The organism is Pseudomonas sp. FG35, from assembly GCF_057809295.1.
The window spans coordinates 62043-83717 of the sequence record NZ_JBMDJR010000011.1 but is presented as its reverse complement, the minus strand read 5'-3'; the positions used below and the strand labels follow the sequence as shown (position 1 = coordinate 83717).

The 21675-nt window shown below is 61.8% G+C and carries 17 protein-coding genes and 1 other RNA gene; 6 read left to right on the top strand and 12 right to left on the bottom strand.

All coding sequences use genetic code 11. From position 1 onward, the window contains the following. Window positions 1-12 precede the first annotated feature (12 nt). From ccoS to hemN, 3 genes are all read left to right on the top strand, one after another. Complete coding sequence (gene ccoS / locus ACODTD_RS21495; protein ID WP_007951659.1) at window positions 13-225, top strand: cbb3-type cytochrome oxidase assembly protein CcoS; 213 nt, start codon at window positions 13-15, stop codon at window positions 223-225. Then, window positions 218-901, top strand: coding sequence for a sulfite exporter TauE/SafE family protein (locus ACODTD_RS21490; RefSeq protein WP_011333281.1), 684 nt, complete (start codon window positions 218-220; stop codon window positions 899-901). The genes ccoS and ACODTD_RS21490 overlap by 8 nt, the downstream gene beginning before the upstream one ends. 82 nt (window positions 902-983) lie before the next feature. Further along, on the top strand, window positions 984-2366 hold the full coding sequence (hemN, locus tag ACODTD_RS21485; protein ID WP_489105172.1) for an oxygen-independent coproporphyrinogen III oxidase: 1383 nt from the start codon (window positions 984-986) through the stop codon (window positions 2364-2366). On the opposite strand, the gene ACODTD_RS21480 is transcribed toward hemN, so the two are convergent. Continuing rightward, complete coding sequence (locus ACODTD_RS21480) at window positions 2363-2845, bottom strand: hypothetical protein (protein ID WP_221615621.1); 483 nt, start codon at window positions 2843-2845, stop codon at window positions 2363-2365. The genes hemN and ACODTD_RS21480 overlap by 4 nt on opposite strands. Window positions 2846-3000: 155 nt before the next feature. Between ACODTD_RS21480 and fnr the strand changes: the two genes are divergently transcribed. Beyond that, complete coding sequence (fnr, locus tag ACODTD_RS21475; protein ID WP_039770035.1) at window positions 3001-3735, top strand: fumarate/nitrate reduction transcriptional regulator Fnr; 735 nt, start codon at window positions 3001-3003, stop codon at window positions 3733-3735. A gap of 78 nt (window positions 3736-3813) precedes the next feature. Next, window positions 3814-4362, top strand: a complete 549-nt coding sequence (locus ACODTD_RS21470) for an adenine phosphoribosyltransferase (protein ID WP_003223345.1) — start codon at window positions 3814-3816, stop codon at window positions 4360-4362. A 147-nt stretch (window positions 4363-4509) separates the two neighbouring features. On the opposite strand, the gene ACODTD_RS21465 is transcribed toward ACODTD_RS21470, so the two are convergent. From ACODTD_RS21465 to dnaX, 5 genes are all read right to left on the bottom strand, one after another. Beyond that, window positions 4510-5658 (bottom strand): acyl-CoA dehydrogenase family protein, encoded by a 1149-nt coding sequence (locus tag ACODTD_RS21465; protein WP_285354666.1) that lies wholly within the window; start codon window positions 5656-5658, stop codon window positions 4510-4512. Window positions 5659-5729: 71 nt separating this feature from the next. Beyond that, on the bottom strand, window positions 5730-6332 hold the full coding sequence (gene recR, locus ACODTD_RS21460; RefSeq protein WP_007951652.1) for a recombination mediator RecR: 603 nt from the start codon (window positions 6330-6332) through the stop codon (window positions 5730-5732). A 66-nt stretch (window positions 6333-6398) separates the two neighbouring features. Continuing rightward, window positions 6399-7433: an NADP-dependent oxidoreductase gene (locus tag ACODTD_RS21455; protein WP_085667904.1), complete on the bottom strand. Its 1035-nt coding sequence runs from the start codon at window positions 7431-7433 to the stop codon at window positions 6399-6401. A gap of 148 nt (window positions 7434-7581) precedes the next feature. After that, window positions 7582-7920, bottom strand: coding sequence for a YbaB/EbfC family nucleoid-associated protein (locus tag ACODTD_RS21450; RefSeq protein ID WP_285354665.1), 339 nt, complete (start codon window positions 7918-7920; stop codon window positions 7582-7584). A gap of 67 nt (window positions 7921-7987) precedes the next feature. Next, window positions 7988-10066, bottom strand: coding sequence for a DNA polymerase III subunit gamma/tau (dnaX, locus tag ACODTD_RS21445; RefSeq protein ID WP_221615618.1), 2079 nt, complete (start codon window positions 10064-10066; stop codon window positions 7988-7990). A 145-nt stretch (window positions 10067-10211) separates the two neighbouring features. Here dnaX and ACODTD_RS21440 point away from each other — a divergent pair, with 145 nt between their 5' ends. Then, on the top strand, window positions 10212-10961 hold the full coding sequence (locus ACODTD_RS21440) for a substrate-binding periplasmic protein (protein ID WP_285354664.1): 750 nt from the start codon (window positions 10212-10214) through the stop codon (window positions 10959-10961). Between the two features lie 9 nt (window positions 10962-10970). On the opposite strand, the gene ACODTD_RS21435 is transcribed toward ACODTD_RS21440, so the two are convergent. From ACODTD_RS21435 to smc, 6 genes are all read right to left on the bottom strand, one after another. Beyond that, complete coding sequence (locus ACODTD_RS21435) at window positions 10971-12926, bottom strand: hypothetical protein (protein WP_489105171.1); 1956 nt, start codon at window positions 12924-12926, stop codon at window positions 10971-10973. 245 nt (window positions 12927-13171) lie between these two features. Then, window positions 13172-13268: signal recognition particle sRNA small type (gene ffs / locus ACODTD_RS21430), an RNA gene on the bottom strand. A 111-nt stretch (window positions 13269-13379) separates the two neighbouring features. Beyond that, window positions 13380-14546, bottom strand: a complete 1167-nt coding sequence (locus ACODTD_RS21425; RefSeq protein WP_221615615.1) for a zinc-binding metallopeptidase family protein — start codon at window positions 14544-14546, stop codon at window positions 13380-13382. 68 nt (window positions 14547-14614) lie between these two features. After that, on the bottom strand, window positions 14615-16972 hold the full coding sequence (gene ligA / locus ACODTD_RS21420; RefSeq protein ID WP_011333272.1) for an NAD-dependent DNA ligase LigA: 2358 nt from the start codon (window positions 16970-16972) through the stop codon (window positions 14615-14617). 87 nt (window positions 16973-17059) lie between these two features. Next, window positions 17060-17926 carry a cell division protein ZipA gene (gene zipA, locus ACODTD_RS21415; protein WP_221615613.1) on the bottom strand — a complete coding sequence of 289 codons (867 nt, stop codon included), beginning with the start codon at window positions 17924-17926 and terminating at the stop codon, window positions 17060-17062. A gap of 258 nt (window positions 17927-18184) precedes the next feature. Further along, on the bottom strand, window positions 18185-21673 hold the full coding sequence (gene smc / locus ACODTD_RS21410) for a chromosome segregation protein SMC (RefSeq protein ID WP_489105170.1): 3489 nt from the start codon (window positions 21671-21673) through the stop codon (window positions 18185-18187). Window positions 21674-21675: the final 2 nt, after the last annotated feature.

The following is a 21675-nucleotide window of genomic DNA, read 5'->3' as shown; positions in this document are numbered from 1 at the left end:
CATGGAGTACAGATGCCAGCTCTCTACGTGATGATTCCGGCCGCGCTGCTGATCGTGGCCATCGCCGTCTACATCTTCTTCTGGGCGGTGGACAGCGGCCAGTACGACGACCTCGACGGCCCGGCCCACAGCATCCTGTTCGACGACCAGGACCCGAACCACACCGCCGCTGTGGACGAAGCCAACCCGGCCAAACCGGACGACAAGGCGCCACCCCATGCTTGAACTGGCGCCACTGCTGGTGTCTGCGTTGATTCTCGGCCTGCTCGGCGGCGGGCATTGCCTGGGCATGTGCGGCGGTCTGATGGGCGCGCTGACTCTGGCGATTCCCAAGGAACAACGCAGCCGACGCTTTCGATTGCTGCTGGCTTATAACCTCGGGCGAATTCTCAGCTATGCCACGGCCGGTCTGCTGATCGGTCTTGCTGGATGGGCCGTAGCCAACAGCCCTGCCGCATTGTTCATGCGGGTTCTGGCCGGGTTGCTGCTGATCGCCATGGGCCTGTATCTGGCGGGCTGGTGGAGCGGCCTGACCCGCATCGAAAGCCTCGGTCGCGGACTGTGGCGTTACATTCAACCTGTCGCCAATCGTCTGCTGCCGGTGTCGAGCCTGCCCCGCGCCCTGCTGCTTGGCGCGCTGTGGGGCTGGCTGCCGTGCGGGCTGGTTTACAGCACGTTGTTGTGGTCGGCCAGCCAGGGCAATGCACTCGACAGCGCCTTACTGATGCTGGCCTTCGGCCTCGGCACCTGGCCGGTATTACTGGCGACCGGCCTCGCGGCCGAACGTGTAACGACACTGTTGCGCAAACGCAGCGTGCGCATGGCCGGTGGCTTGCTGGTGATCCTGTTCGGCATCTGGACCCTGCCGGGGCCGCACCAGCACTGGCTGATGGGCCACTGATCCCGTTGATGCAAATCAAGATGCCTTTTCGCGCCCTCCCCTAGACTCGGCACACTGCCAGCCTATCCGGGGGAATGCCCGCATGCTCGACGCCATTCGTTGGGACACCGATTTGATCCGCCGCTACGACCTGGCGGGGCCGCGCTACACCTCGTACCCGACGGCCGTGCAATTTCACAGTCAGGTCGGCACCTTCGACCTGTTTCACGCCCTGCGCGACAGCCGCAAGGCCCTGCGCACGCTGTCGCTGTACGTGCACGTGCCGTTCTGCGCGAACATTTGCTACTACTGCGCCTGCAACAAGGTCATCACCAAGGATCGCGGCCGCGCGTTGCCTTATCTGCAACGGCTCGAGCAGGAAATCCAATTGATCGCCTGCCACCTCGACCCGGCGCAGAAAGTCGAGCAACTGCACTTCGGCGGCGGCACGCCGACCTTTCTCAGCCACGATGAATTGCGGCAGTTGATGGCGCACCTGCGCAAGCACTTCAATCTGCTGGACGATGATTCTGGCGACTACGGCATCGAAATCGACCCGCGCGAAGCCGACTGGTCGACCATGGGCCTGCTGCGCGAACTTGGTTTCAACCGGGTCAGCATCGGCCTGCAGGATCTCGACCCGGCGGTGCAGCGGGCGGTCAATCGCCTGCAAAGCCTGGAAGAAACCCGCGCGGTGATCGACGCGGCGCGGACCCTGCAATTTCGCTCGATCAACATCGACCTGATTTACGGCCTGCCCAAACAGACCCCGGACAACTTCGCCCGCACCGTCGAGGAAGTCATCAGCCTGCAACCGGACCGGCTCTCGGTGTTCAACTACGCGCACCTGCCGGAACGCTTCATGCCGCAGCGGCGGATCAACGGCAACGAACTGCCGAGCCCGGCGCAGAAACTGGAAATGCTCCAGCGCACCATCGAACAACTGACCGTCGCCGGCTATCGCTACATCGGCATGGACCACTTCGCCCTGCCCGACGACGAACTGGCGATTGCTCAGGAAGAGTCGACCCTGCAACGCAATTTCCAGGGCTACACCACCCACGGCCATTGCGACTTGATCGGCCTGGGCGTGTCGGCCATCAGCCAGATCGGCGACCTGTACTGCCAGAACAGCAGCGACCTCAATCACTACCAGAACACCCTCGCCGGCGCGCAACTGGCCACCAGCCGGGGCCTGGTGTGCAACGCTGACGATCGACTGCGCCGCGCGGTAATTCAGCAACTGATCTGCAACTTCAGCCTGGATTTCGCCGAGATCGAGCGCAGTTTCAACATCGATTTTCAGGGCTACTTCGGCGCGCTCTGGCCGCAATTGCAGGGCATGGCGCAGGACGGGTTGATCGAACTGGATCGCGAGCGCATCACCGTGCTACCGGCCGGGCGCCTGCTGGTACGTTCGGTGTGCATGGTGTTCGACGCTTATCTGGAGCAGCAGAACCGCCAGCGTTTTTCGCGGGTGATCTAGCTCTTCATCAGCAGCGAGTTGGTTTTCAGGTTCTGGTCAGCGGTCAGGCTCGATTGGTCGATGACCTTGGCCAGGGACAGATTGGCAGTAATCAGACCGTTGTTGAGGGCGGAGATGGCGCTTTTGAGGGCAGCGACCTTGGCGAACCGCTCTTCGTTGGAAAGGGTCTTGTTGGCCATCAGCGCGTTGATCTGGGCGTTCTTTTCGGCGATCTGCTGGCGAAACTTGCGAATCATCTTCAGCAATTGCTGGACGTTCTCCGGCAGGCCACTTTCTTCGATATCGCGGTTTTTCCCGCCGGCACCGGCGGATTTTGCAATGGCGGCACCGGACAGCGACACTTTGACGCCCTCGACCAAGGTCGGGCTTCCCAAAGACGACGCGTCTGTGCCGGACTCATCGGCAACGGAGGTTTCAGCACTTTCCAGCAACGACGCAACGCCACTGTTACCGGGGGTCAGCGTACCAATAGCAGTCATCGAAGCGGTTCCTTGCATGCCGTCAGATACCTGTTTATCGGCCGTCATCCCTGCGGCTTTATGCCGAGGGGGCAATCTCGCCCCAAGCTGGCCTGAATGTCCTCCGCTGGGTTACCCTTACGCCTTATGTGTGTTTTCCCACAAGGATCCAAGAAATGTCCGAGCCAGTTAAACTGCGCGCTCACAACCAGGCTAATTGCAAGGATTGCAGCCTGGCCCCTCTCTGCCTGCCACTTTCGCTGAATCTGGAAGACATGGAAGCGCTGGACGAAATCGTTAAACGTGGCCGCCCGCTGAAAAAGGGTGAGTTCCTGTTTCGCCAGGGCGACACCTTCGATTCCGTTTATGCAGTACGCTCCGGCGCCCTGAAGACCTTCAGCCTGAGCGACACCGGCGAAGAGCAACTGACCGGCTTCCACCTGCCGAGCGAACTGGTCGGGCTGTCCGGCATGGACACCGAGAAACACCCGGTCTCCGCCCAGGCGCTGGAAACCACTTCGGTCTGCGAGATTCCGTTCGAACGCCTCGACGAACTGGCCCTGCAATTGCCGCAGCTGCGCCGTCAGTTGATGCGTGTGATGAGCCGCGAAATTCGCGACGACCAGCAAATGATGTTGCTGCTGTCGAAGAAAACCGCCGACGAGCGCATCGCCACCTTCCTGGTCAACCTGTCGGCGCGTTTCCGCGCTCGCGGCTTCTCGGCCAACCAGTTCCGCCTGAGCATGTCGCGCAATGAAATCGGCAACTACCTGGGGCTGGCGGTGGAAACCGTGTCCCGGGTCTTCACCCGCTTCCAACAGAACGAACTGATCGCCGCCGAGGGCAAGGAAATCCATATTCTCGACCCGATCCAGCTCTGTGCCCTGGCCGGCGGCTCGCTCGAAGTCTGATCTCGACCCGCGGCCGAGCGTATCGTTTCAGCCGCGGGTATACTGCGCCGTTTGCAGCCCTGCCAGGACACCTCGACGATGGTCTTCGACTCCTTCGACATCAAATCCCTGATCCGCCCCGTGATCGACTTCCCGAAACCGGGCGTGATCTTTCGCGACATCACCCCGCTGTTCCAGTCGCCCAAGGCCCTGCGCCTGGTGATGGACAGCTTCGCCCACCGCTATGTTGAAGCCGACTTCACCCACATCGGCGCGATGGATGCGCGTGGTTTCCTGATCGGTTCGGTGCTGGCTTATCAACTGAACAAGCCGCTGGTGCTGTTCCGCAAGCAAGGCAAACTGCCGGCGGACGTGCTGGCCGAAGGTTACGCGACCGAGTACGGCGAAGCGTTCCTCGAAGTGCACGCCGACAGCCTGTGCGAAGGCGATTCGGTGGTGATGTTCGATGACCTGATCGCCACCGGCGGCACGCTGATCGCGGCGGCCAACCTGATCCGCCGCATGGGCGCCCGCGTTCATGAAGCGGCGGCGATCATTGATCTGCCGGAGCTGGGTGGTTCGCAGCGTCTTGAGGACATGGGGATTCCTACGTTCTGCCTGACGCAGTTTGCGTTGACTGATAAGTAAAACCCCGCGCCTGATCGTTCCCACGCTCTGCGTGGGAATGCAGCCCGGGACGCTCCGCGTCCCTTCCAAAGCCGAACGCGGAGCGTCCGTTGAGGCATTCCCACGCAGAGCGTGGGAACGATCAGTCCTCCGTGTGGAGACGATCAGTCAAAGTCCCATCTGCTTGCTGATGATCTCGTTCATCACTTCCCGCGTCCCGCCGCCAATCGACAAAATGCGGTTATCCCGATAAAGCCGCTCCACCAGGCTTTCGCGCACGTAACCCAGCCCACCGAGAATCTGCACCGCTTCATTGGTGATGCGATCCGAAGTGTCCGTGGCAAAGTTCTTGGCCATGGAAATCTCCTTGATCACGCTCTGCCCCGCCGCCATCTTCGCCGCCTGCCGGTAGGTGAACTCCCGCGAGACTTCCAGCGTCGTGGCCATTTCCGCGAGGCGATGCTTGATCACCTGGAACTTGCCGATGGGTTTGCCGAACGCTTGCCGCTCCTTTGCCCACTTCAGGCTTTCTTCCAGGGCCAGTTGTGCGGTCATGTTGGCCATCAGCGCCAGCGCCAGACGCTCGCTCTGAAAGTTGCCCATGATGCAGGCAAAGCCCATGTTCTCCGCGCCAATCAGATTTCCTACAGGCACCCGGCAATCTTCGAAGAACAATTCAGCGGTGTCTGACGCCCACCAGCCCATTTTCTTCAGTTGCCGTCCGACAGTGAAACCTGGCGTACTCTTCTCGATCAGCAGCAGGCTGATGCCGCCAAAACCAGGCGCACCGGTACGTACCGCGACCGTGTAGTAGTCGGCGCGTACCCCACTGGTGATGAAGGTTTTGCTGCCACTGACCCGGTAATAATCGCCATCGCGTACGGCGCGGGTCTGCAGGTTGGCGACGTCGGAACCGCCGCCCGGCTCGGTGACGGCCAAGGCGCTGATCTTCTCGCCGCGGAGCACTTGGGGGACGACGCAGTCGCGGACTTCGGGCCGGGCCCATTTGACGATCGGCGGCAAACCGATGTCGAGCGAGCCAAGCCCGGCCACCAGCCCGCCGGAGCCGCAACGCATCAGTTCTTCGCTGGCGGCGATCTTGGCGAACAGATCACCTTCGTGACTGCCGCCCAGCGCTTCGGGGTAACCGATGCCGAGGATGCCGGCCGCGCCGGCCTTGAGGTACAGCTCACGGGGAAAGTTTTCGGCTTCTTCCCACGCGTCGATATCCGGCAGGATCTCGCGTTCGACGAAACGACCGACGCTGTCGCGGACCATTTGGTGGCTGGGATCGAAGTATTCCTGGAAGGCGGGCATCGGCGAACTCCATGGAAGGGTTCGCCGAACTTAACCGAGCGCTTGCTTGGTTTTCAACAGAATTGTGTGGCTCAGAGGGAAATCGGCTTGCGCCCGGCAAACGAGTGAGCCAGCGTGCCGCCGTCCACCAGCTCCAGTTCGCCGCCCAACGGCACGCCGTGGGCGATGCGCGAGGCGATCAGGCCTTTGTTCTGCAGCAACTGGGCAATGTAGTGGGCCGTCGCTTCGCCTTCCACGGTCGGGTTGGTGGCGAGGATGACTTCGGTGAAGGTGCCCGCCTCTTCGATCCGTGCCATCAATTGCGGAATGCCGATGGCCTCCGGGCCGAGCCCGTCCAACGGCGACAGGTGCCCCTTGAGCACGAAGTAACGACCGCGGAATCCGGTCTGCTCGACCGCGTAGACGTCCATCGGCCCTTCCACCACGCACAGTAGCGTGTCGTCGCGACGGGTGTCGGCGCATTGCGGGCACAGATCGTCTTCGGTCAACGTGCGGCACTGGCGGCAGTGTCCGACCCCTTCCATGGCCTGGCTCAAGGCCTGGGCCAGGCGCGTACCGCCGCTGCGGTCACGTTCGAGCAACTGCAACGCCATACGCTGGGCAGTTTTCTGACCCACGCCCGGCAAAGTTCGCAGGGCATCGATCAGTTGGCGAATCAAAGGGCTGAAGCTCATGGGGAAAAAGTCCGACAAAACAACGAGACGCGGTTTATACCCGCGCCTCCGGCCAGCGTCAAATCCTCAGTCCTGGGCGACCTTCACCACCAGTTTGCCGAAGTTGCGCCCCTCCAGCAGCCCGATAAACGCCTCAGGCGCCTGCTCCAGGCCCTCGACCACGTCCTCGCGGAATTTCACCTTGCCGTCGCGCACCCACGGCACCATCGCGCTGATGAATTCCGGCTGACGGTCGCCGTAGTCGTCGAACACGATGAAACCCTGAATCCGTACGCGTTTGGTCAGCAAGGTGCGTTGCAAGGCGGGCAAACGATCCGGGCCTTTCGGCGCTTCCGAGGCGTTGTAGCCGGCAATCAGGCCGCACAGCGGGATCCGCGCCTTGGGATTGAGCAGCGGCACGACCGCATCGAAGACATGGCCACCGACGTTTTCGTAATAGATGTCGATGCCATTGGGACAGGCCTTGGCCAGTTGCTCGGCGAAGTCCGGCGCCTTGTGATCGATACAGGCGTCGAAGCCCAGTTCCTCGACCACGTATTTGCATTTCTCGGCACCACCGGCCACGCCGACGGCGCGCAGACCCTTTATCTTCGCCACCTGGCCGACCACCGAGCCCACTGCGCCGGAAGCGGCGGCGACCACCAGGGTCTCCCCTTCTTTTGGCTGGCCGATGTCCATCAAACCCATGTACGCGGTCATGCCGGGCATGCCCAGCACGCCGAGGGCCATCGACGGACTCGGCAGGCCCGACGGGATCGGGATGATATTGCGGCCATCGCTGATGCTGTGGCTTTGCCACCCGGTGGCACCAACCACCAGATCGCCGGGGTGGAATTTCGGATGACGCGACTGTTCGACCCGGCTGACAGCCCCGCCGGTCATCACCTCGCCGATTTGTACCGGCGCCGCGTAGGACGGCGCGTCACTCATGCGCCCGCGCATGTAGGGATCGAGCGACAGGTACAGGGTCTTGAGCAACACCTGACCGTCTTCAAGGTCCGGCAGCGCCTCGCGCTCCAGACGGAAGTTCTCGGGCGTCGGCGCGCCCACCGGCCGCGAGGCCAGCACGAAGCGTTGATTGAGGGTCAGAGGGTCGGACATGTCAGCGTCTCCTTTGAAGGGTGAATTCGGTGGTATAGGGAGCAGACCGTTGCAGCTATTGCGCGTTCGATGTTTCGTCAGCCGGAAACAAAAATGCCAGGCGCGATGCCTGGCATTTTTTGTAGCTCATCCAACCCGCAAAGGCGAATCAGAACGGCAGTTTCATACCGGTCGGCAGGTTCATGCCAGCGGTCATGCTGCCCATTTTCGCCTGGCTGTTGGCTTCGATCTGACGTACGGCGGCGTTGACGGCAGCGGCCACCAGATCCTCGACCACTTCGCGGTCATCTTCGTCCAGGCCCGGCAGTACGCTCGGGTCGATGCTGACTTTTTTCACGTCATGACGACCAGTCATCACCACGGTGACCAGATCGCCACCGGCTTTGCCAGTGACTTCGGCGTTGGCCAGTTCTTCCTGCATCTTGGCCATTTTTTCCTGCATCTGCTGCGCCTGCTTCATCAGGCCGGCCATGCCACCTTTCATCATGGGAATCACCTCAAAAGTACTTGGATCAAAACAGCGCCCGGCCAGACAGGCCGGACGCCCTCAGTTATTAGCCCTGACTGACCAGGGCGTCGACAGGTTCAATAGTATCGTGTCGCACGACCGCACCGAACTGTTGGACCATCTGCTGGATGAACGGATCGCCGTGGATCGATTCCTCCGCCTCGCGCTGACGGTTGGCACGGCGCCGGGACGCCGCCTGGGCCGGAGTTTCCTGCTCGGGCTTGATCAGCTCGATGGTCAGGGTCAGCGTGCGCCCGTGGAACTGGTTCAGCGCATCGTTCAGACGACGCTGCTGGGTGGCGTTGAACAAGGCGCTGTGGGCCGGGTCCAGGTGCATCAGCCAGTTGTCGCCATCGGCCGCAATAAGCGTGCAGTTGGCGGCGATGCTGCCGGTCATGCCGGAAATCGGCAGTTGCGGGAACAGCTCCAGCCATTGCAGGGCCAGACCTGTGGCCGGCGCGGCGGCGGGTTCCGGCTCGGGCTCGGGAGCCGGTTCTGCGGCGTGCTCGCTGGCCAGATCATCGAGGTAACTGTAGGCCGAATCCATGTCCGGCTCGATGTAATCCTCGTCGAGCGGCGGCTCGTCGTCCATGTCCATGCCCGGTGTGGCGGCATCGACGTCGGCCACTGATGGCTCGGGGATCGGCGCGGCGGCCCACTCCGGCGCGTCCGGTACGACGCTGTCCGGAGTCGGCAGCGGCATGGGCGGCAGGTCAGGCTGTTCGGCGGTGGTTTCCAGCACCGGTTCTACCGCTGGCTGTTGCACAGGCGCCGGCTCTACCGGGTCATTCCACGGTAGATCGACGACTTCTTCGACGGCAACCGGCTCGGGCTCGGGCTCAGGAACGGGTTCCGGCGCAATCACCGGGGCGACCGGTGCAGGCTCGGGAGCCGGCGCAGGCGCAACCACCGGCGCTGGCGCAACAGCCGCAGCAACTACCGGCGCAGGTTTCGGCGCGGCAGCCACTGAGTTTGCGGAATCAACTGTGGCCTGGCTGATCCCCACTGGCTTTAGCGGTTGCCTCGGGGCGTCCGCCGTGTCTGCTGGCCGGAAGGCCAGCATCCGCAGCAGCACCATCTCGAAACCGCCTCGCGGGTCCGGCGCCAGCGGCAAGTCGCGGCGACCGATCAGGCCCATCTGGTAATAGAACTGCACGTCTTCGGCCGGCAAGGCCTGGGCCAGTGCCAGCACCCGGTCACGGTCGCCGTGGCCGTTGTCGACACCTTCCGGCAAGGCCTGGGCGATGGCGACGCGGTGCAGCACATTGAGAATTTCCGAGAGCACGCCGTTCCAGTCCGGCCCCTGTTCGGCCAGATGGCGCACGGCTTCGAGCAACGCCTTGGCGTCGCCTTCAATCAGCGCGTGCAACACGTCGTAGACCTGACCGTGATCCAGCGTACCGAGCATCGCCCGCACATCGGCGGCCAACACTTTGCCTTCACCGAAGGCGATGGCCTGGTCGGTCAGGCTCATGGCGTCACGCATCGAACCGTCCGCCGCGCGGCCGAGCAGCCACAGTGCGTCATCTTCGAACGGGACGTTTTCGGCGCCCAGAACGTGGGTGAGATGCTCGACCACCCGCTCAGGCGTCATGTTCTTCAGGGAGAACTGCAGGCATCGCGACAAAATCGTTGCCGGAAGTTTCTGCGGGTCGGTGGTCGCCAGGATGAACTTGACGTAGGGCGGCGGCTCTTCGAGGGTTTTGAGCAGCGCATTGAAGGAATGGCTGGAGAGCATGTGCACTTCGTCGATCAGGTAGACCTTGAAGCGCCCGCGGCTCGGGGCGTACTGCACGTTGTCGAGCAGCTCGCGGGTGTCCTCGACCTTGGTCCGGCTCGCGGCGTCGATCTCGATCAGGTCGACGAAACGGCCTTCATCGATCTCGCGGCACACCGAACACTCGCCACACGGGCTGGAAGTGATACCTGTTTCACAGTTCAGGCATTTGGCGATGATCCGCGCAATCGTGGTCTTGCCGACGCCCCGCGTACCCGTGAAGAGGTAGGCGTGGTGCAGGCGCTGGCTGTCCAAGGCATTGATCAGAGCCTTGAGCACATGGGTCTGGCCGACCATTTCGCGGAACGAGCGCGGACGCCATTTACGTGCAAGAACCTGATAACTCATCGAAAACCGTCGCGGCAAAGGAAGCAGAAGCGGCTAATGCTAGCGGAGCAAGGCCAAAATTGCATCCGGTGTGCTCGTCTATTCTGGCTAAGCTGCATGGGCAGGGGCTTTTATCGGTTCGGGATCGGGAATTACCGGAGCGTTTATGCGGTGGGCCGTGGGGGCAATACTGGGAATCAGCCTGAGCGCGATGGCGTCGCAACCGCCGCTGCGCTTCGCCGTTGCCGACAGCTGGGCGATGCCGATGGTGCAGATCGAACGCGGCCGTCCGACCCAGGGCATCCTCTACGACATGATGCTCAGCCTGGCGACCCAGGTCGGCATACCGGCGCAATTTCACGTCCTGCCCCGCGCCCGCGTGCAGAACGCCATGGAACATGGCGAAGTCGACGTGCGCTGCTATGCCGCGCAATCGTGGCTGCCGAACCAGTCCGGCGATTACATCTGGAGCATTCCGCTGCTGTTCCAGCGTGACCTGCTGATCAGCCGCCAGGACCAACCGCCCAGCGCTGATCCGGCCCACCTGCCCCGCCAGTCGATCGGCACCGTGCTTGGCTACAGCTATCCCACGCTGCAACCGATATTCGACGCCGATCGACTCTGGCGCGAAGACGCGCGCAACCAGGAGCAGGTGCTCGACAAACTGCTGGCCGGCCGCTACCGCTACGCCGTGAGCAATCAATGGACCCTGGACTGGTTCAACCAGCGCCTGCTCCCCGGGCAGCAACTGCAGGCGGTGGCGGTGTTGCAGGAGCAGAAGGTCGGCTGCTATGTGCGCAATGATCCGAATGTGCCGGTGCAGCGGATATTGAGGACGTTGCTGCGGATGAAAATGTCGGGGGAGATTGATGACATTATCCGGTTGTATACCGGTAGGTCTGGCGGCGAGCCGTGAGCCAGACCCTCAATGCCCCGCCGTATCACGAAACTGCTGGTACTCGTGATACTCGACCCACTCAACCACATCGTACGGCACGTAAAGCTTCAGCCTGGCGCGAGAGATGGCGATGTACACGGCGCAGATCCGCTGATCGAACGCGTAGGCGTCCTTGAATTTCTCGTTGGTCAGCAACCCCGGCGTCAGCAAGACCTTGTCGAACTCCATGCCCCCCGCCTCTTCCGCGAGCATCAGCAGGCAGCCGTTGCCGGCGTTGTCGATCATTCGGTTCAAGCGTGTCAGGTCGGCGATCATGAAGCCGTTTTCCAGCTTGGCCTTGACCCGCAGAAATGATTCGTCGAACTGATTGGCGTCACAAACGGCCTGCCAGTCGGGCAGGTCGCTGAAGTACGGATGCACGCCGTTTTCGCTGAATTCGGAACGGTAGAAATCAGGTTTGAACAGTTCGATGGCGGTGGCCATGAAATGCTTGAGTTCATCCTGAGTGCGCTTGTCCGGAAATCTGAACTTGCAGTTGGAGTCGTGCAGGTGGATGGCCCAGATCATGCTGTCCCAGGGCGATGCCGTCAGCACCACGCAACCCCCGGACGGTACGAAACCTTCCGGGTACTCCTTGATAACAACATCGGCGTCACTGGCGCCTTCGAACGGAATCTTGCCCTTCTGCGAATGCCGGGCGATCAGCGGATTGACCAGCCGTTCGACGTTGCGACCCGAGCGCACGGAATAGCTGATATCGCTTTGGCGAACCTCACGGTGCCGTTTGACCGGCACGCCACTGGCCTGCTGGTACTCGTCGCCGAGGGTGATCAACACCTGGCGGCCGCGTTCGATAATCTGCAACAGCGAGCCGGGAATGTCCTGGCTCTCGTCGATCAGCACGTGCGTGTAGCGCGCCGGCACCACACAGCCGGCGATGCAGGCGCGCTTGATCATCAGCAACGCTTCGAAGCCGGTCTGGCTGCCCCACGCCGGGTTGAGTTCGAGGTAGCCCCAAACCCGGCTCGAGTACTCCAGCAACACCTGAGCGTCGACGCTGGAGAGCGGCTGGTTGAAATGCGGCAGATGCTTCGCCGAAAAAGTGTGATCGCGGAAGCGGCAGTAGCGTTCGATCGCTTTGAGGCAGAGCTCAAGGGTCGCCGGCCCGTCGTAGTGGCGGAAACCGAAGATATTCAGTTCCTGCGCCAGCGCCTGGCGGGTCGGGATTCGCCCTCCCTCCGCCTGAGGCCTGCGACCGAGCATCAGCGACTGGGCAAACGTCAGGAAGGTCTTGCCGGCCCTCTTCTCGCTCGGCCCCACCATGCGCTGACGAAGGACTTCGAGCTTGGCCGGGGTGCGCGCCAGCAACAGGGTCTTTTCCGGGCGCAGATGCTCCAGCAACGCCACCAGCAGATGGCTTTTGCCGATCCCCGCGTAGCCTTGAACGTGCAGGTCTTCGTCCAGATTGGCGCGGAAGGTTCTGACCAGTTTGTCCTGTGCCGGGCTTAACCAGCGCTCGCGGTAACGGGGCGTCACGATCGGCTGGCTGAACGGGTCATGGCTGCGATGGCGCCGGACCTTGTATTCAAAATCCCACTGGCCGTCGGGCAATAGGTAATCGCGTGCCGATATTTCTTCGACCAACAGAAAACGCAGGTTCAGAGGATTCAGGACCTTCAGGCCGAAATACAGTTTGCGCGGGTCGAACAGTCGCTGCGCTTCGGACAGCAGGCTCGCATTCGTAGACTGACGAGTGTCGACAGCCCACGCCAACAGCTTGGCCAGAATCTTCTCTGCCGCCACGGCGCCGAGATCCTGCTCTTTCGTCTGCACCAGATTCTGGATGACCAGCACCGCCGCCAATTCCGGATCGGTCAGGCTTTCGAGCGCTTTTGCGCCACCCGCCTGCAACAGGTTCGCGCAGGTTTCATCCGTGACGGGCAAGAACACAGGGCTGGATAGATCGGAATGTTCCGGGAGCATAAAACCTCGCGGCCAGGGCGCAGACCTTGCAAGGTCGATCCTGGCCAGACTCTTCATTTATTTCGATGGCTGCGAGTATGCGGGATTGAAGAGCAAATGATTACCCCGTATCGACGCCATCGCGAGCAGGCTCGCTCCCACAGGGTGTGCTGACTCGAACGACAAATCGCAGGCATAAAAAAACCGCAGTGGGCGAAACCCATGCAGTTCGGTGTTTATTCGTTCGATGTTCGTTAAGGTGGTAACCCTACCAGCCACACCCCGGCACACAATGTTCCCGCTGTGGCTGCTGCCTTCCGGCTCTGACCAGGTTCACGGGTAATCGTTGCGGGGGGACCGATAGGGTCACCATAACGACACTCGCCTGTCGGCGAGCCGCGCCATTGTACCTATCTGAGACGAAGTTACAACCGCTCGTTGCAGATTAAAAATATGAAGGGCTTCAAGCACTTGCTATTGCGCCTGCAGCACCTCGTCCGCGCGGCCGCCCTCTTGCTGGATCACCAGATGAATGAAGTGCAGCTTGGCGATCGCCGCCGGCGGCAGGACGAAGGGATAGAAATCCGGCTGCCCCATGCTGCGCGACAGTTCGTTGAGCATGCCGGCCAGTTCGATCCACGCGTTGACGAACGACAGGAACGCTGCACCACCGGGATGCTCGGGGTCGTACAGCGTGCTCGGCGGAAACGGCTGGTAATCCAGGTCCATCTCCCGGGCGCTCATACCGAAACCCAGCGCGGTGTCCACCGCGTCCATCATGTGCAGGTAATGCGCCCAGGTTTCCGCCCAGTCTTCCCAGGGGTGCATGGTGGCGTAGGCGCTGACGTAGTGTTGCGACCAGTCCGCCGGCGCGCCCTGTTGATAATGCCGTTCCAGCGCCTCGGCATAACTGGCGCGCTCGTCGCCGAACAGATTGCGGAATGAACCGAGCCACGGACCGTTGGCGATCAACCGATCCCAGTAGTAATGCCCGACCTCATGGCGAAAGTGCCCGAGCAATGTGCGATAGGGTTCGTGCATCTGCGCCCGGACTCGCTCGCGGTGGGCGTCGTCGGCCTCTTCGATGTCGAGAGTGATCAGGCCGTTGGCGTGGCCGGTCATCGGCGCGTTGCCTTGCAGATCGACGCCGATGAAATCGAAGGCCAGGCCGGTGGCTTCGTCGACGGTTTTCGGGACGACCGGCAGGCCGAGGCTGATCAGTTGCGCCACCAGTCGCCGCTTGGCGATTTCCACCTTGCGCCAGCGTTCGGGGTTTTCCGGGACGGAAAGGTCGGGGATGGTGCGGTTCAGAGCGCACGCCGCGCACAGGCTGGCGTGATCGTTGGCGGGCAGCAGCCAGTTGCAGGCCGCAGGAGTATCGAGGTTGGCACAGCGCCGGAACAACCCGGCTTCGGGATCGACATCCAGCGTCCAGGTGCCCTCCTGCGGGCCCGGTTGCAGCGAGGTCAGCCGACTGTATTCCGGTTGATAGCCCAGCGCCGAGTTGCAGGCCAGGCACTGACTGTTGCGAAAGAACAGCGACTGGCCGCAACGGCACGGCCAGATTTTGCTGTTGCGCGAGGATTCGCCCATGAACGGCGCGACGATGCGGGAACTGAGCTGCTCGAAAAAGCGGTACATGGCGATCTCTCCCTTGGGCTTGCCAAGACTAGATCATTCCCGCGAGTCGATCGTTCCCGCGCGTTGCGTCAGGCGGAAATACCGTGTCCTTTCAGGAACGCGATAAACGCCTCTTCATCCATCACTTTCACGCCCAGTTCGTTGGCCTTGGTCAGTTTCGACCCGGCGCCCGGCCCGGCGACCACGCAATGAGTCTTGGCCGACACGGAGCCGGCGACCTTGGCGCCGAGGCTTTCCAGGTGTTCCTTGGCCACGTCGCGGCTCATCAGCTCGACCTTGCCGGTCAGTACCCATGTCTCCCCGGCCAATGGCAGGCCTTCGACGACTTTCTTTTCGCTCTGCCAGTGCATACCGAAATCGCGCAGTTGTTTTTCAGCGTCTTCAGCCAGCTGACGATGCTCGGGCAAGGCAAAGAACTCGCGAACCGAGTTGGCCTGCTTCTCCGGCAACGCCTGGCGCATGTCCAGCCAGTCCGCGTTCATCACCCCTTCCAGCGATTCGAACTTGTCCGCCAGCTTCTGCGCCCCGCCCGGCCCGACCGAAGGAATGTGCAGCTTGTCGAGGAAGCCACCCAGCGTGGTGCTGGCGGCAAACTCGGCACCCAGCTCGCCCTGATCCTGAATCTGCAAACCGTGGCCCAGCAGCTCGGTGATCACCTGCCGGTTGTGCGCATCTTCGAAGAAGCTGTGGATTTCGTGCGCCACTTCCAGGCCGATGTCCGGCAAGTACGTCAGCACTTGCGGCAAGGCTTGCTGAACACGCTCCAGCGACCCCAGCGAGCGGGCCAGAACCTTGGCCGTCTCTTCGCCGACATCTGGAATGCCCAGCGCATAGATGAAGCGCGCCAGACCCGGTTTCTTGCTGTCTTCAATCGCAGCCAGCAACTTGTTGCTCGACACCTCGGCAAAGCCCTCGAGGTCGACGATGTCCTCGAACTTCAGCGCGTAAAGATCGGCCGGCGAACTGACCAGCCCCTCATCGACCAACTGCTCGACGCTCTTGTCGCCGAGGCCTTCGATGTCCATCGCGCGACGGGAGACGAAGTGAATGATCGCCTGCTTCAGTTGCGCACCACAGGCCAGTCGGCCGACGCAGCGATACACCGCACCTTCGCTGATGGTTTCCTTGCCCTTGCTGCGCTTGACCAGTTGCGTGCGTTCGACGTGGGATCCGCAGACCGGGCAGCTCTCAGGAATCTGCACCGGCCGCGCATCTTCCGGGCGGCGCTCCATGACCACTTGCACCACTTGCGGGATCACATCGCCAGCGCGACGAATGATCACCGTGTCGCCGATCATCAGGCCCAGCCGGGCGACTTCATCCATGTTGTGCAATGTGGCGTTGGCCACCGTGACGCCAGCGACCTTGACCGGTTTCAAGCGCGCCACAGGGGTGACGGCGCCGGTACGGCCGACCTGGAACTCCACGTCGAGCAGCTCGGTGAGCTCTTCCATGGCCGGGAATTTGTGGGCGATGGCCCAGCGCGGTTCACGGGCGCGGAAGCCCAGTTCGCGCTGGTCGGCAATGCTGTTTACCTTGAACACCACGCCGTCGATTTCATAGGCCAGCGAATTACGGCGCTCACCGATATCGCGGTAATAATCCAGGCATTCGCCGATGCCCTTGGCCAGTTTCAATTCGTGGCTGATCGGCATGCCCCAGGCTTTCAGTTGCTGGAGGTTGCCGATGTGGGTGTCGGAAATATCGTGGGACACCTGGCCGATGCCGTAGCAGCAGAATTCCAGCGGCCGGTTGGCGGTGATCTTCGAATCCAGCTGACGCAGGCTGCCGGCGGCGGCGTTGCGCGGGTTGGCGAAAGTCTTGCCGCCGACTTCCAGTTGCGAAGCGTTGAGGCGTTCGAAACCGGCCTTGGACATGAACACTTCGCCACGCACTTCCAGGGTCGCCGGCCAGCCCGTGCCGTGCAGCTTCAGCGGAATGTTGCGCACGGTGCGCACGTTGACGCTGATGTCTTCGCCGGTGGTGCCGTCGCCGCGCGTGGCACCGCGCACCAGCACGCCGTCCTGATACAGCAGGCTGACCGCCAGACCATCGAGTTTCGGCTCGCAGCTGTATTCCACCGCCGCGCCACCACCGAACAGATCGCCGGCCGGCAGATCCAGACCTTCGGTCACCCGGCGGTCGAACTCGCGCATGTCGGTTTCTTCGAAGGCGTTGCCGAGGCTGAGCATCGGCACTTCGTGACGCACCTGGGTGAACGCGGTCAGCGCCACGCTGCCGACGCGCTGGGTCGGCGAGTCGCTGGTGATCAGTTCCGGGTTGGCCGCTTCCAGCGCCTTGAGCTCGTGGAACAACCGGTCGTACTCGGCATCCGGAATGCTCGGCTCATCGAGGACGTGGTAACGGTAGTTGTGCTGATCGAGTTCAGCGCGCAGCTCTAGAATGCGGTCTTTGGCGGCAGTCATGGGTGTTCTCTCATAAAGCAAAAGAGCAGCCGAGGCTGCTCAATCTATTTTGCCGATTGCCCCTTTATTGCGAGGCAACCTTTTCAATCAACGCTTCTGGGTCAGGGCGCGACGTTCGAATTCAACGATGCGCTGACGGTAGTGCTCGATGGTCTGCGCGGTCAGGACGCTGCGCTGGTCATCTTTCAATTCACCGTTCAGTTCCTGGGACAGCTTGCGGGCTGCCGCGACCATCACGTCGAAGGCCTGCTTCGGATGACGCGGGCCTGGCAGGCCGAGGAAGAAGCTCACCGCCGGGGTGCTGAAATGGTCGATGTCGTCCAGATCGAAGATGCCCGGCTTGACCGCGTTGGCCATGGAGAACAGCACTTCACCGTTGCCGGCCATGCTTTCGTGACGGTGGAAGATATCCATCTCGCCGAAACGCAGACCGCTTTCCAGAATGTTCTGCAGCAGTGCTGGGCCCTTGAAGCCGGCCGGATCGCGGCAGATCACGCTGATCACCAGCACTTCTTCGGCTTGCGGCTGATCTTTATCGGCAGCGGCAGGCGACGACTTGGCGGCAGGCTCGACGAAATCATCGTCGCGGCTGCTGAAACTCGGGCCGCCGTCCAGATCCAGATCGAGGTTCAGGTCGCCCTGGGCCGGACCGTTGCCGCCACGCTTGCCGCGCTTGGAACCGGATTCGCGAGGCTCGCGTGCTTCGCGGGCCGGCATGCTCACCGATGGCAAATCGTGTTCGTCCAGTTGCGGCTCTTTGTGGGTATCCAGCACGCGGGCCGGGCCCAACAGCTCGGCGCTGGTGTCCTCGTCCGGCAGGTTGGACAGACTTCGGTCAAGACGGAATTTCAGTTTTCCCTTGCCGCCGCGCATACGGCGCCAGCCATCGAAAAGAATACCGGCTATCACAATGATGCCGATGACGATCAGCCACTCGCGCAGACCGATTTCCATGTAATCCCGTGCCTCTATAAAAAATGCTGAAAAATAAGGGGTTTACACTGTGCAAACCGCTTTAAAACGTGGCGCCAACTCTATGTTCTGACAGGCGTTTTGCCCACGTATACGAAAAATTGACATTAAACTAGCACGACCAAAGACAACTTTACACCGTCTGTCTCATTGGCTTGCGCGATTATGTCGATTGGCCAGCAAGTCGAAGCCGGTAAATATGTCCTACAGACTACAAATACCTTTTCCGACAGCGCCGGCTCAGGCATCCACCATCGCCATCGCCTCCTCGACATCCACGGCTACCAGTCGCGAACAACCCGGCTCGTGCATCGTCACGCCCATCAACTGGTCAGCCATTTCCATGGCGATCTTGTTGTGGGTGATATAGATGAACTGCACGGTCTGCGACATCTCTTTGACCAATCGTGCGTAGCGTCCAACGTTAGCGTCATCCAGTGGTGCGTCAACTTCATCGAGCATGCAGAACGGCGCCGGATTCAATTTGAAGATCGCAAAAACCAGTGCCAGTGCCGTCAGGGCTTTCTCGCCGCCGGAGAGCAAATGGATGGTGCTGTTCTTCTTCCCGGGCGGTTGCGCCATGATCGTCACCCCTGTATCGAGTAGATCTTCGCCCGTCAGTTCCAAATACGCCCGCCCGCCACCGAAAACTTTCGGGAAAAGTGCCTGTAAACCGCCATTGATCTGATCAAAGGTATCTTTGAAACGGTTACGGGTTTCCTTGTCGATCTTGCGGATAACGTTTTCCAAGGTCTCCAGCGCCTCCACCAGATCGGCGTCCTGGGCATCCAGATAACGTTTACGCTCTGATTGTTGCTGGTATTCGTCGATCGCCGCGAGGTTGATCGCGCCCAGGCGCTGAATCCGCGCGGCGATGCGTTCAAGTTCTTCTTCGGCAGCCTTCTCGCGGGCCTCGGCAGTCAAGGTGCTGAGCACGCCGTGCAGATCGTAGCCGTCTTCCAGCAATTGATCCTGCAAGGCCTTGCGGCGCACGGTCAGGGCTTGCCATTCCATGCGTTGCTGTTCGAGCTGGCCACGGATCAATTGCGATTGCTGCTCGGCCTGGGTCCGGCGTTTTTCCGCGTCGCGCAGTTCGCGGTCGGCGTCTTCCAGGGCGATCTGCGCGGTCTTGAGTTCATCGTCGACGCTCATGCGCTTGTCGAGCAACTCTTCGAGTTTGAGGCGCAGTTCTTCCAGCGGCGCCTCGCCCTCCTCCAGATTCAGGCTGAGCTGTTCACGTTTTTCGGTGAGACGCTCGGCCTGCATTTCCAGACGCTCAAGGGCCTGGCGAGTCGAATCATGCTGGGCCCGCAGCGAGCCGAGGCGCACGGCCAATTGATGGGCGTGGTCCTTGTGCTGACGGGCTTCCTGACGCACCCGATCCAGCCGCTCGCGCAGGCTGTCACGTTGAGCCAGCAGCAATTCGCGCTGCTCGGTATCGAGGGCCATGGCGTCGAGGGCGTCCTGCAACTGGATCCGCGCTTCGCCGATGTTTTCGTGTTCCAGTTCGCGCTGCTCGGCGAGTTCGACCAGCTCTTCGTCGAGGCGGGTGCGACGCAGGTTCAACTGCTCGGCCTTGGCTTTGCCGGCGGACAACTGGGCTTTCAGTTCGCCTTGCTGACGGGCTTCGTCCTGCAACAGGCGACGCAAATGTTCGCGGCCGTTTTCCTGCTGACGCTGTTGCGCGCGCAGGGTCTGCAAACGGGCTTCCATAGCCTCGACCGTGGCTTCGCGCTCTTCGCGTTCCGCATGCAGCGATTCGATTTCCTGACCGCGTGCGAGCATGCCGCTTTCGGCTTCACTGGCGCGGCGCGCCCGCAGGAAATGCCGGCCGACCCAGTAACCGTCGCGGCTGATCAGACTCTGCCCGGCAGCCAGTTGGCCGCGCGAGGCGAGTGCCTGCTCAAGGCTGTCGACCGGTTTGACCTGAGCGAGCCAAGGCGACAAATCCACCTGCGCCTCGACCTTGTCCAACAGGCTGCCGGCGGCGCGCACGCCGTCGTTGCCGGGGCTGAGCAAACGCAGATCGCCCTGCTCGAAACCAGACAGATCGAAACCGTCGAAATCATCCACCAGCACCGCTTGCAGGTCGGCGCCGAGCACGGTTTCCACCGCCAGCTCCCAACCGGCCTCGACCTTCAGGCCTTCAGCCAGACGCGGACGTTCGGCGAGGTTGTGTTCCTTCAGCCATTCGGCAGTGCCGGTGCCCGGATCGAGCGCGGCCTGCTGCAAGGCTTCCAACGATGCGAGGCGACCATTGAGGCGCTGCAAATCGCCCTGCGCCTGTTGCTGCGCGGTCAGCGCCTGCTGCAATTCCTGGCGCAGTTGCTCAAGTTTTTCGACCTGGGCTGCTTCGCTGGTCTGCAAATCTTCAAGGGTGGCTTCGGACTCGGCGAGCTGCTCGCTGAGTTCCATGATCGCCGCATCTTCGGGATCGGCCGACAGCAGCGCCCGTTCTTCACTCAGGCGCTTTTGCCGATCGGCCAGACGCTCCATGCTGGTTTCCAGCTGCTGGATCCGCGACTGCTGCACTTCGGCCTGACGACGGGGTTCGGCGGCGGTCAGGTTGAAGGCATCCCACTGCTCCTGCCAGCCGTGCATGACGGTTTCGGAATCTTCAAGCGCCGCGGCGGCTTCTTCAGCGGCGGCGTTGGTGATTTCCTGCTCAGGGGTCAGTTGATCGAGTTCTTCGCCGAGGGTCAGCAGCAAGGTGCGGTCGTGGCCCAGGTGCGATTCGGTTTCCAGGCGTGCGCGTTCGGCTTCTTTCAGATCGTCCTGCAATTGGCGCAAGCGTTGCTGACCATGCTGGATGCTCTGCTCGACCCGGGCGATGTCGCCGCCGACCGAATAGAAGCGCCCCTGCACCAGATTGAAGCGCTCGGACAGGTCATGGTGACCGTCGCGCAGGCGTTCAATGGCGGCGTCGGCGTTACGTTGCTCGGCGACCAGCGCTTCGAAGCTGATTTCCTGGTTGCCGATGATCGATTCACGCTGGCTGACCTGATCGTTCAGATCCTGCCAGCGCAGGGCCGACAGTTGTGCCTTGAGCTGGCGTTCTTCGGCCTTGTATTCCTGATACTTCTTGGCGGCCTCGGCCTGCCGGTGCAGGCGTTCGAGCTGGCGCTCGAGCTCTTCACGCAGGTCGGTCAGACGGGCAAGATTTTCGTGAGTGCGGCGGATGCGGTTTTCGGTCTCGCGCCGGCGCTCCTTGTACTTGGAGATGCCGGCGGCTTCTTCGATGAAATTACGCAGGTCTTCGGGTTTGGACTCGATCAGCTTGGAGATCATCCCCTGCTCGATGATCGAGTAGCTGCGCGGCCCGAGGCCGGTGCCGAGGAAGATGTCGGTGATGTCGCGACGACGGCATTTGGCGCCATTGAGGTAATAAGTCGTCTGGCTGTCGCGGGTCACTTTGCGGCGGATCGAAATTTCCGCATACGCCGCCCACTCGCCCAGCAGCGTGCCGTCGGAGTTGTCGAACACCAGCTCGATGCTCGCCTGGCTCACCGGTTTGCGACTGGTCGAGCCGTTGAAGATGACGTCGGTCATCGACTCGCCGCGCAGGTTCTTGGCCGAGCTTTCGCCCATTACCCAGCGCACGGCGTCGATGATGTTCGACTTGCCGCAACCGTTCGGCCCGACGACCGCCGCCATGTTGCTGGGGAAGTTCACCGTGGTCGGATCGACGAAGGATTTGAACCCCGCCAGCTTGATGCACTTGAGCCGCAAGG

Coding starts and splice junctions, on each gene's coding strand:
- ccoS (WP_007951659.1), top strand. CDS start 13: ATGCCAGCTCTCTACGTGATGATTCCGGCCGCGCTGCTGATCGTGGCC.
- ACODTD_RS21490 (WP_011333281.1), top strand. CDS start 218: ATGCTTGAACTGGCGCCACTGCTGGTGTCTGCGTTGATTCTCGGCCTG.
- hemN (WP_489105172.1), top strand. CDS start 984: ATGCTCGACGCCATTCGTTGGGACACCGATTTGATCCGCCGCTACGAC.
- ACODTD_RS21480 (WP_221615621.1), bottom strand. CDS start 2,845: ATGACTGCTATTGGTACGCTGACCCCCGGTAACAGTGGCGTTGCGTCG.
- fnr (WP_039770035.1), top strand. CDS start 3,001: ATGTCCGAGCCAGTTAAACTGCGCGCTCACAACCAGGCTAATTGCAAG.
- ACODTD_RS21470 (WP_003223345.1), top strand. CDS start 3,814: ATGGTCTTCGACTCCTTCGACATCAAATCCCTGATCCGCCCCGTGATC.
- ACODTD_RS21465 (WP_285354666.1), bottom strand. CDS start 5,658: ATGCCCGCCTTCCAGGAATACTTCGATCCCAGCCACCAAATGGTCCGC.
- recR (WP_007951652.1), bottom strand. CDS start 6,332: ATGAGCTTCAGCCCTTTGATTCGCCAACTGATCGATGCCCTGCGAACT.
- ACODTD_RS21455 (WP_085667904.1), bottom strand. CDS start 7,433: ATGTCCGACCCTCTGACCCTCAATCAACGCTTCGTGCTGGCCTCGCGG.
- ACODTD_RS21450 (WP_285354665.1), bottom strand. CDS start 7,920: ATGATGAAAGGTGGCATGGCCGGCCTGATGAAGCAGGCGCAGCAGATG.
- dnaX (WP_221615618.1), bottom strand. CDS start 10,066: ATGAGTTATCAGGTTCTTGCACGTAAATGGCGTCCGCGCTCGTTCCGC.
- ACODTD_RS21440 (WP_285354664.1), top strand. CDS start 10,212: ATGCGGTGGGCCGTGGGGGCAATACTGGGAATCAGCCTGAGCGCGATG.
- ACODTD_RS21435 (WP_489105171.1), bottom strand. CDS start 12,926: ATGCTCCCGGAACATTCCGATCTATCCAGCCCTGTGTTCTTGCCCGTC.
- ACODTD_RS21425 (WP_221615615.1), bottom strand. CDS start 14,546: ATGTACCGCTTTTTCGAGCAGCTCAGTTCCCGCATCGTCGCGCCGTTC.
- ligA (WP_011333272.1), bottom strand. CDS start 16,972: ATGACTGCCGCCAAAGACCGCATTCTAGAGCTGCGCGCTGAACTCGAT.
- zipA (WP_221615613.1), bottom strand. CDS start 17,926: ATGGAAATCGGTCTGCGCGAGTGGCTGATCGTCATCGGCATCATTGTG.